Origin of the sequence: Gluconobacter sphaericus NBRC 12467 (assembly GCF_006539125.1) — a bacterium.
Taxonomy (GTDB): Bacteria; Pseudomonadota; Alphaproteobacteria; order Acetobacterales; family Acetobacteraceae; genus Gluconobacter; species Gluconobacter sphaericus.
Map to the genome: position 1 here is coordinate 1 of NZ_BJMK01000052.1, position 10298 is coordinate 10298.

Genomic DNA, 10298 nt, shown 5'->3' on the forward strand with positions numbered 1-10298 from the left:
AGTCAAAATGGATATTAAAGATCGGATAGAAGCGCGGATCGGTCAGGGAGAATTCCTAACAAACATGCTGCTCGTCACGCAGAAGCAGTCCGATCAGACCCATACCGATTTTGTTCACACTCTTTCGGGGATAGCAGGAAGCGTCCGGGCGCTTCTGGAAAATAACGATCTATTGCGCCGCATCGACTATGCGCCCAATAACTACTGGCCAAAACTTCACGGCAAGGCTTTCGCTTTCGTTGATGGTGGGGTCGCCAATATTGAGCTGCCCTCGGCGGCGCCGATAGGTATTCGTGTCGGTTCCTATGTGGTACGGCCGGGGGACGCGTCGGAGAAACGGGAGCAGTTCAACGTCGAGCTGTCGCTAGTTGATGATCTATTCAGTGATTCTGGATTCCTCTTCGAAAGCGACTTCCTTGATGTGGCGAAGCTGCGAGATGCGGCCCGTATGGTGAGCGAGGTGGCAGCTGGCTATCGACTGGCGAAAGCAGTTGGTAAGGATAGGGTAGATGCCGTCATTTTGCATGGGCCACTCATCAATCCAGTCGCTCCCTACGGGTTGGAAGATTTCCCCGCCTTTGGGCGTAATGCCTGTAGGGTACTATTGGATGATGATGACTGGGACGGCGACACGCGCGAACGCCAGTTCGTCGCCCTTTATCTTAAAGTTTTAGAACGTCTACGCGAGACTGGAGTACCCGTGGTCGGCGCGGTGGAAAGATCGATAGGACGGGATCCTGTTTTTCTTCGTCGCCTTCTCGATCTGCTCCAGGACAGCAAGGTTCTTAAGGAAAAGGACGCGCGCGATCTGGAGCTGCAGATACTGTCCTACGGTCTTAATGATGCCTCGCTGCTCGACGTCGTTTTGGGGGACGGAGAGTATGTAGTGCCAATACCCGTCATGCGGCAGGGACCCGAGAGCAAGTGGCCTGAGGACTGGAAACGAACGATTCGTGATTATCCCAACGCGTTCACTACCTACATCAAACCATCCGCAATGGTGATGCCTTTCAGGGTTGAGGCTTTTGAGAACATCCAGATGTTTGATGACTTATTGGCGCTCGTTTTCCACACTAGTCGCCTTTTGCCGTCATACGGATTTCCGGTTGGTCTCGACATCGTAGACCGCTTTGCGAAGGTGCCGGCATGGCTCAGTAGAGGGGTTAAAGGTCAGCATCAAATCGTACTGCTGAGGCGGGCAATCGAGAGCGGCGATCCCAGTACGATTGCCTTCGCGAAAAGAGTGTTGGCCGCAAAGGGCCGAGATTGGCTGTTCCGGCCAAGTACATGAGAAAATCGAGGGAACAGATGGCAAGGGTGGAATCTCAGCAATTGGAGCAGGATGAATGGCCGCGTATTGGTACGGTCGTGGGAGAGGCGTCCACGGGGCGCTACACTTTCATCCTTCGAAATCTTAAGGGAAAGCTTGGCGATATCGTTGCTACTCGCGTCGAGGTGCCTATCTCATCAGCCGAGCGTCGCAAGGTCGCCACTGTGTGGGGCCGGATTACGTCAATTGACCGCTTCAACCCCTTCTTTCCCGCCGAAGCTGCTCAAGAGCTGGCGAATGAAAATATTCGCTTTCTCGATACGGTGCTTTCGGGGAGCCGGGATCACCTCGAAGCTGAGGTACTGATCCTTGGTACAACGTTTGATGATACTCCTGCTGCCACCCAACTCTGCCCTCTGACCTACCCGGTAAAGCCTTCCGCAGAGGTGCTGTATCCGCCGGCAGATGCCGTCTGTCGGCTGTTGACCGGCGAGGATGATCGAGCGGACCCGCCTTCTACCAAGTTGCTAGTTGGCAGCCTCATTGCCCGCGGCGATGTCGAGGTTAGTCTTTCGGCACGTGATATCGTGTCTAGACATTTGGCGATTCTTGCTATGACGGGCGGGGGCAAGACAGTAGCTGCGCGCCGGATCATTCGCGAACTGATTGAGCTGAGATATCCGCTCGTGATCTTCGATCCACATGGCGACTATCTAGGGTTCTATGAGAAGCGTGACCGTTTTCCGAACACTAAAGTCAGGGTGCTGTATCCGATTATTCGGGTTCGCCAGGACAATCTTGGCATCGTTTCCGAGCTGATCGATAAAATGGGAAAGAAGCTGACTGATCCACAGCAACAATTTTATCTGTACCTGCTCAATAGCACGAAAGCCCAGGATGGTGAGACGGCCGCTAATTTCCTGCGAAAAATGATTGACCATGCGGAGGCGGTCGCGGCAAAAAAGAGGAGCAAGGGAGGCAATGACCTGCCCGACGATCTCGCCGACACTCGTAGCGGCACGATCAACGTGGTCAAGAGATCGCTCGAATTTGTCCTGGCAAACCTGGAACAGATGGAGTCGAATAACGCGAGGCTGCGCAGCCAGTCTCGCTTTTCCAACTACGATTTTGAGGAAATGCCCGATCCGTCCGATGCTCCAGACGAGATCGTCGCGCCAGGAACCGTCTCGATCTTCTACCTCGCCGGATACGATCATCTCAACCAGTCGGCCATTGTCAGTATGGTCCTTGAGGCACTCTTCAATCATCGCTCAACGCTTTCCGGAGTTATTCCTCCGTTTCAAGCCGTGGTCGAGGAGGCTCACAACTTCATCCCAAGCCGTCAGGAGGGTACCGACGAAACACCATCGTTGCCCACGATCAGAAAGGTGATCACTGAGGGCCGTAAGTTTGGCACCGGCCTTATTCTTATCTCGCAGCGTCCATCTCGGCTGGACGAGACAACGCTCGCACAGTGCAATAGCTTCCTCGTGCTTCGTCTAGTTAATCCGCGCGACAAGAGCTTCGTGCGGTCAGTGATGGAGAACCTATCGGAAGCAGATGCTAACATTCTGCAGGCATTCGGTCGTGGGCAAGGAATCGTATCAGGACAGGCGGTGCGCTTCCCTTTGCTGGTACAAGTAAAATTCGATGCGGATCTCGTAAGCGAAGCGATTGGCGACGAGGACTTCATTCAGGAGGCACAGAGCTGGAAGCCGAATGCCCGCCGCGAAGCAAATACTAATGTAATCCGGAGGAACCTTCGTAAGGCGCCCGAGGCATCGGTGGACGGCGGTACTGTCGCATCCCCGTCCGATAAGCGTGCTGTGAGATCCAAACCAAGTCGACGTAGAAGAATAAAACCAGAATACTGAAAGTAAAATTTTTAGATGGTTACTCCAGCGTTGCGTGCAGCGTTTAAAACTCGGTAGCCTCGTACTGCCTGTTTAAGTGACGGTGGCTTGAGCCAGCCATTCATTGCATAGCCGCTCAACGTATGAACTACTTTGCGGTCGTAGTCGTCGACCTCCAGCGATGCTGCCGCCCATGCCATAATTCTGGCCCATGCGGCGGCATCAAGAGCTGTGCATTCTGCGACGAGGTTGTCTTCCGTTACATCATCGTGCCCGTCGTTGGTAATGGTCCTAAGGGTAGATGTGGCCTCGCGGAATTCAGGCGGCAGATCCGCTGGGAGGGGAAGATTGAGAGCGCCGATCTCAACCCAGCAATCATCCTTTTTGCACCATTCGGTGACGTTGCGGTTGTCGGCACTTGCCACGATTTCCGCGTGAATCAGAGGTGCCCACGTTGCAAACAGCGCTTCCATTTCATTTGAAACCTGCTGTTGATCCCAGAGGCGCTTGAGGTCGATCTCGTTGCCATGATGAGCGGCTAGGAGTGCAATCATGTACGCGACTACATTTGCGCCATAGGACTGAAGGCGAGCCTTGCGTACTACGGTCTGAGCGGCCCTGAAGAGAAGCGCTTGGGCGATCGTGAGACGAAAGAATTCCCTGTTGGGGCTCCAGTCCTTACCAAACCGTTCGCGCAAGCCGAACATGAATGTCGCATAGTTCTTCTGTGCGCCGCGGCTCACGACCTGAGGACTGCCCCACCAAGCCATCAGATATTTGGCGAGATCGGTCTTTCCGAAATGCTGACTACTCGGACAGGTTCTATCGAATTCGCGGCGACGGGCCGGCGTCGATCCATACCTGTTTCGCGCCATTTGATAGGAGCCGCGCGCGCGCTCGTAAAACCAGCGACTTTCCTCGCCGGGAGGCCAGACCGATTCCGATAGAGTTTCGAACTGCTGGTGGAAGCGATCGCTGGCGGAGAGATCTGCTACCTGAATCGGATTTTGCGTATTAGCAAAGCGGGCAATCAGCGGAACAAATTCTTCGAGCTTGTCGGGAGGCACGAGGGTTAGCTTCATGGAAACTGCCACTTGGTCCAGCGGAAGCTTGTCGACTTTCAGGGCTCGATAGATTGAGGCTGTCGTCTGAGCCCCATTGACAATCTGGAGTCCGCGCAGACGTGTGATAACGGTCTCGCCATGCCAAGACGAGATCTCGATCTCGTCGGCGGTGGCTGTCAACCCGTTGTTGTAGGCGAGGAAGCGGCTAGGCTCTTCTTTGATTGTGCGTTGGATTCCGCGGTTTACAGCGCCTCTTGCCTGTAGGAAGGATCGTACGTTGAACTCGAAAAGGCGCGGCCCATATTGATTAAAGAGTTCGTAAATCAACTTTCCCGGCAGGATGACCATATAAGTCTTGTATTCCACTGGGCATGGTTTCATTTCTAAGCATGCCAACGGACGATCTAATAGTTTCACAAAATCGATTTCGATTCGGTCTCGTGTTACATCTTCCCCTGTTGCGCGGTAGAGACGGTCGATATCCCAGATGTCAGTCTCGACGCAACGGTTCTGCACGATGATATCATCGACCGAACGATCCTTTACGCGGACATCGGTGATCACATTGATTCGGACTTCCTCGATACGCGAAAGTTGATCTCGAATTAGGATAGCGGCTTCGAGTGCGGCAGGGTTGTTTTCGAAACGTGCATGATCGCCCTTCGCCGCATACTCGAAGAACCGTGCCGCCCATCCGGAGAGGCGCGCAATGTCTCGTCGCGTGAGCACTGGGCCTGTCGTGAATAGTTCTAGTCTGACGGAATCTTCCGGCAGGGAGTAGGCGATCACCCGGCAGGGCCGGCGAAGCCCGATATCTTCATGCGGACAGAGATCATGGCCGGTTATTGAGCCGGCCTCCTCCAGATAGCCGAGGATTACCTCAGCCAGCGCGGCATCCGATGTCAGCGGCAATCCCGCCGGCCACTCGTTTAGCCTTTCCCTGGCCTCGTCTCTGAGTCCCGTGGTGAACTCTGCTATGAGTTGCTCTTCTAGCACCCTTTAACCTTCGCATAGTCTCTGTCTGCATAATATGTGCGGATCCATAGTATAGCAATTGCGTGTAAGATGATTGGCCAGGAAAGATATCTGGAACCGGGACAGCAGCTATTAGGCTTTTAGTCAGGTAGGAAGAACGACCGATTTAGGATGATGATTGGCCTAAGGTGGTGAGTTAAATGAAAAATTGCCTAGTGCAGCCTATTACCCCAAAATAGTTGGCCTGTTTTCTATGAGAAACGGAATTTCCCTTATATGTATGGAGAAGCCCTTAAGGGTATAAACAGGCTTTAGGGAAAAGAGGTGTGAGCGGGGATCGGGGTACAGGTCTAGACGGTCTGAAATCGCATAGCGTTTGCAGAGCTTTGCGGAACTGCCCCTGCCGTTTCAGATCCCTAATCGCAAAGCGGATCTCTTCGGGAAGCTGGCGTGGAAGCCGGGCCAGTTGCTCAAGCCGGGCAACGGTCTGCTGCGCCTGATCACAGTCCTGCACACGGTCCGCATGCCATTGTGCAATAACATGCGCCCGCCTGTGCTCGGCCTCCCGACAGCGATCCTTGATCCAGACGCGACGGGTTTTCTCATCCAGCAGGGTCTGGAGCAACTCGCGTCGGTCTTGCAGATAGTCCTGCCATGTCACTTCCCGTTCTGTGGGAACAGGAATCTGGATCGGGTCAGGTTTCTGGCTGCTCAGTCCCAGATGATACAGAATGAACTGCACGAGATAGCGCAAGATCTCGGCCAGCTGGGCCAGCGCCTGGCGGTACTGTTCCTCCGCCTCAGATATCCTGCTCTTCCGAAAGAATGGGCTTTTCCGGGCTTCCAGTTCATCCAGTCTCTGTCGCGCCTGAGCAATGGTCTGGTTGGCCTGCTTCAGTTTGACCCAGCCTTCTCTCATCATCTGCAGGATGCACGCCGTCTGGATATCCAAAGGACTTTCCGGCCCGTAGCGTCGTTCCAGCGGATGTCGGGCGTTCAGGACAGCTCGTGCAGCCTGCATCTCCCGTTTCCAGTCTTTCAGATAGATCTGGAACCCTTCACTGAACTGTTCCGGGTATCGAGGTGAGCCGATGGACGGCAGGCGCTTTCGGATCATGTCCACTTCTTTTCGTCCATGCTCCTGGAGCCTCTGTCGGTCCAGTACAGACAGTGGATCTGGTGGGGCCCAGATCAGGTCTTCGTTTTTCCGTTTCCGCTCCTCCCGTTGCTGGTGCCGGGTTTCGCGTCGTTCCAAGCGTTTAACAACGGGTCGAAGATCCACAGGTGATGGTCTTGCCGCCTCTTCTTCCAGCAGAAGACGGAAATCTTTCATGCGTACTTTGGTCAGTCGTGTGAATGACCCGATCAGCATGCCATCGTCTGTCTCGATGACATGGGCGTCCCGTCGCCGGTCCGTGCGATCTCCCGGTCGCATGTGCCAGTTCTTTGTTTTCAGGAAGCGCCGGAACGTCTTCAGGTCATTTCCGGACTTCTCCCAAAACGCCATGATCTCGCGTCTGGCCGCAGCCAGATCGAAGTCCTGCCGTTCGGTTATCCGCCGGGCTTGCGACGTGTAAGCCGAGACCGGACGATCAGCATGTTCTTCAGGAACTAGGACAGCAATTCTGTCCGCCGCCTCAGAGTTCCCGGCCTCTCTCAGGGTCTTCGCGATCGCTTTATCGTGCCGTCCGGGAATGAGGTCATGACCCAGTCGCAGTTCTTCCAGCCGGGCAATCTTTTCCAGGCGCTGCCATGTAAATCTACTGCTGAGGACATGGTCGTCTTGCCATTCCGGCAGCAGGAGATGGCCGTGTGTGCTGCCATCCTTTTGATGGATGACAAGTGTCAGGCGGTCGGGGTCAGCACCCAGTTCCTGACAGATCTGGTTGGCGAAATGGGTAAGTTGCCCATCACTCATGTGTTCAGATGGATTGAAGGCAATATGACGCAGGCCGTAGCGAATGCCTTCGCGTTTCGCCTCTTTCATCCAGTCTTTCAGAAGGTAATCGCTCCCGGAAAGAATGCGAATGGCTTCATTCTTCGGGCCGGACAGGACATGCCTTGAGACAGCCTGATATCCGCTCCTAGTCTTGATCCGGCTTTCTTGCACAATCATGGCGTCGCACCTGCGAAGACCTGATCGCCGGTTCAGTGCATGACAGCAACGGAAGCAGATCGAAGCCGACGGGGCCGACCGGAACGCAGGCTGCGCAGAAGGATGTCGGTTTGGTCTGTGAGGCGGTCGATGTCCTGCAACGTGTCACCGCAGGCAACGGCCTCCCCGAGATGGGCCGCATGAGCGAGCTGGTTCAGGTTGTTGCCGATGCGTCCCAGCTCGCCTCGTAACTTCCGGATCTCGATACCGACGGCTCCGCCATAACGATGCGACAGGACTGCGTCCTGCAACAATGTCCGGACCCAGTCAGCAGTCGTCGCATGCCCGAGGATTTGGGCGGTTCTGCTCCAGCATTCCAGCTCGTCAGGCGAGGCTCGGACAGACAGACGAGAAGATCGGGTACGGGATAAGGATGGGATCTCAGGCATGGCAGGACGTCCTGGTCTGGGGGTCAACGGGGGAAGCATTCCCCCTTGCCAGCTGTCGAATGGTTACCCTTGGGTAGCCGTTCGACACTGCTGGCTCAGGACAAGAAGGCCTCACAGAACAGGATAGCAATTCAAAAACCGGATTTCAGAATAGAACAAAAGAAAAGTGTATTTATTAAGGTTATTTATTTAATCTTTTTATTGTTCCTTTCGGAGGTGATGGAAACGCACTTCGGCCACTTCCCACGGAATGCTGCTCTCTGTTAGGACGCAAATTTTCTGGAGACTGTATTGTTGTCTCTTCTGATAATAATGTCCGCAGCCTTGTGCCAACCATCCACCGATGCCCTGCGCTGCGAGAGCATGAGTTACTCTGGAAATCTCTTCGTCGGTGGGATTGCTGTAACGTCCCAGCACGACGTGTCGGCCATCTTCCGCGAGAATGAGCCAATCTTGAAATTCCGGTTTTGATGGAGAAGATTTCATGGTGGGCAACCCGGCTGCGTTGTGGAGAAACGGCATCAGATGTGTCCTACAGGAGACGGCAAGCTGAAAGCCGGGTACTGAATGGCTTCGACGGTTCTTTGCAGATTGGTGAGATCAATGCCGCTCAGATATGTCGTGGCGCCCTGACTCTTGTGGCTGGATTCATGACCCAGAAGGGCATCAATCCAGAGTTCCCGGATATCGCTATCCTGATTCCTCAGAAGCGTCGAGACGGTATGACGGAAGCCGTGAAACGTGACGGCAGGGGGAAGGCCCATCGTCATCTTGTAACGGGAGAATGCCCGGCTGAAATCGGCTCCGCGCGAACCGTCCTGTGAAGCCTTTAGGTCAGAGAATAAGTATTTCCCGTCCGCTTTCAGGAGCGCCAGAAGGCCCCACTTCAGTAAAGCGGAGTGAATGGGAACAAGACGCTCTCCTGCTTCAGTTTTGGGTGACCAGTTGTCTTCGGGATGCGCACAGATACGGAAGCAGGGAACGCCCTCGATGTCCTGAATATCGTCATTGCGCAGGTTGCAGATTTCTCCAAGACGCATGCCGCTATAGGCGGCGACCATCGTGATGCCCATGAATGTCTCTGCCGGAATGCTGCAAGCAGGCCATGGCGTCTTGGCGAGTTTGTTCATTTCTGCCTGCGTCCATGCCCGTCGGGGGGTGCGCTTGCTCAGGTTGAAATCCCAGCCACGCCAGGGGTTCTCTTTTACCATGTTCCGACGAAGAAGGTCATTCCACAGGGATGAAACGCACATGAAGTGGTTCTTGACGGTTTTCGCGCTGAGTGTCGGAAGATCCTGTGAGGCGGCCCTGTCGATTTCTTCCTGAAGAGACAGGGTCCTGTTTTTGCCATGGGACGCCGGGAGCGAAAACAGGACATCCCGGAAATTGCCTGCGACCTCGCCATCGATTTGGCAGAGAGGGAGATCTCCAAAAGCGTCCATGAAAAGGGTGACTGTTCGCGAAGTGGTCCGCTGTGTCTCTGAGCTCTTAGCCGGTTTGCTGTTCAGGAAACGTTTCAGGGCAGCTGACAGCAGGACGGGTGATTTTGTATTTGGCGGTGTAGCAGGAACGGTTCCGGATATTTCGGAGGGCGTCACCTCCGGTTGAGGTGATGGGATAACGGGAGCCGACCGGGCGGTCGTGCTCTCGATGGCCTTGGTCAGGGTGCTGACAAGCGTGTCGTGGAGTCGTCTGATTTCGCCCTCCAGAATCTTTTTCTCAACCTGCGTGGTCTGCGATTCCTGTACCGCCCTCTTCGCCAGCGCTGTCAGCTTCGTCTGCTGATCCAGCGCAACCGCGATGACCTTTTCGAGTGTCTCCTGATACATGGCGGTGTCGCGGGCATGGTTCAGAACGCTCCCGTAATACTGGGCCTTACCAGCCAGTTCGGCCGCTTCGACGTCGGTTTGCCGGATGCGCTCCTGCTGGGCGAGCAAGTCACGGTGATCATCCAGCAGTGCATTGGAAAGATCTTCGGCCGTCCGCAGGCCGCGTTCGCGCATATAAGTTATCAGGCGTTTGTTTGTATCGGACCTGTCCGGAGAAGGAGTGGCATCAGGAGACGTCTGTGAAGGGCTCACGCTGCGAAGGCTCCGGAAAAGGTCGGTGGTCTGGGCATGCAGCTCTGCCGCACGGCGTCTGGCCTCTATCTTGCCTGCGGTTCCCAGTGAAATCCAGATCTCGCTTTTGCCGAGCACGGGCCGGAGCGGCGAGGGAATAATGCGGCGGAAGTGATAGCGTGAACCGACCAGTCTGAGCATGAACCTTCTCCGATTCTGGAGAAGAGCTTTGGAGAACCAACCCGCATTCTGCGGGTCATAGCCTTATGTTCCCAATGAAATCAGAGAGTTATATGGTGCGAGCTGCGGGACTCGAACCTAGTGTTGCGGGACGCGTCCCGCAGTCAAACCCTTGAAAATACGTCGAAAACGTCGACGTCAGTCTTTCCGTTGCCATATACTCATCGAGAGTCTGGCAGACATTCTGGTAACGTCAAGACGCCATAAAGCCCTCTGCGCGAGGGCTTTATCAGGAGTGTAGGCCGTGAAGCGGCCTGCTGGCCGTCATTAAGACGGCGCAAAACCCTGTACG

General features: G+C 54.9%; 7 protein-coding genes. 2 read left to right on the forward strand and 5 right to left on the reverse strand.

Going from position 1 to position 10298, the window contains the following annotated elements; genetic code table 11:
* Both GSP01_RS13790 and GSP01_RS13795 read left to right on the forward strand, forming a co-directional pair.
* The coding region (locus tag GSP01_RS13790; RefSeq protein WP_141354437.1) for a DNA double-strand break repair nuclease NurA at positions 1 to 1291 on the forward strand (1291 nt) is incomplete at its 5' end.
* Positions 1267 to 3144 carry an ATP-binding protein gene (locus tag GSP01_RS13795; protein WP_141354439.1) on the forward strand — a complete coding sequence of 626 codons (1878 nt, stop codon included), beginning with the start codon at positions 1267 to 1269 and terminating at the stop codon, positions 3142 to 3144. The genes GSP01_RS13790 and GSP01_RS13795, both read left to right, overlap by 25 nt.
* Positions 3145 to 3155: 11 nt before the next feature.
* Here GSP01_RS13795 and GSP01_RS13800 read toward each other — a convergent pair whose 3' ends face one another.
* The 5 genes from GSP01_RS13800 to GSP01_RS13820 all read right to left on the reverse strand — a co-directional run bounded on the left by GSP01_RS13800 (position 3156) and on the right by GSP01_RS13820 (position 9967).
* Positions 3156 to 5099, reverse strand: a complete 1944-nt coding sequence (locus tag GSP01_RS13800; protein ID WP_141354441.1) for an AIPR family protein — start codon at positions 5097 to 5099, stop codon at positions 3156 to 3158.
* A gap of 355 nt (positions 5100 to 5454) precedes the next feature.
* The gene (locus GSP01_RS15325) at positions 5455 to 7278 is read right to left on the reverse strand and encodes a hypothetical protein (protein WP_228124005.1); all 1824 of its coding nucleotides are present in this window, start codon (positions 7276 to 7278) and stop codon (positions 5455 to 5457) included.
* 32 nt (positions 7279 to 7310) lie between these two features.
* The gene (locus tag GSP01_RS13810; protein WP_167495571.1) at positions 7311 to 7706 is read right to left on the reverse strand and encodes a plasmid mobilization protein; all 396 of its coding nucleotides are present in this window, start codon (positions 7704 to 7706) and stop codon (positions 7311 to 7313) included.
* Positions 7707 to 7904: 198 nt separating this feature from the next.
* Positions 7905 to 8228 carry a hypothetical protein gene (locus tag GSP01_RS13815; protein WP_228124006.1) on the reverse strand — a complete coding sequence of 108 codons (324 nt, stop codon included), beginning with the start codon at positions 8226 to 8228 and terminating at the stop codon, positions 7905 to 7907.
* Positions 8228 to 9967: a DUF6538 domain-containing protein gene (locus GSP01_RS13820; protein ID WP_141354445.1), complete on the reverse strand. Its 1740-nt coding sequence runs from the start codon at positions 9965 to 9967 to the stop codon at positions 8228 to 8230. Before GSP01_RS13820 ends, GSP01_RS13815 begins: the two co-directional genes overlap by 1 nt.
* Positions 9968 to 10298 lie beyond the last annotated feature (331 nt).

What these genes read in the sequence shown, in the direction of transcription:
- GSP01_RS15325 (WP_228124005.1), bottom strand. Translation starts at nt 7,278, where the DNA reads ATGATTGTGCAAGAAAGCCGGATCAAGACTAGGAGCGGATATCAGGCT.
- GSP01_RS13810 (WP_167495571.1), bottom strand. Translation starts at nt 7,706, where the DNA reads ATGCCTGAGATCCCATCCTTATCCCGTACCCGATCTTCTCGTCTGTCT.
- GSP01_RS13815 (WP_228124006.1), bottom strand. Translation starts at nt 8,228, where the DNA reads ATGCCGTTTCTCCACAACGCAGCCGGGTTGCCCACCATGAAATCTTCT.
- GSP01_RS13820 (WP_141354445.1), bottom strand. Translation starts at nt 9,967, where the DNA reads ATGCTCAGACTGGTCGGTTCACGCTATCACTTCCGCCGCATTATTCCC.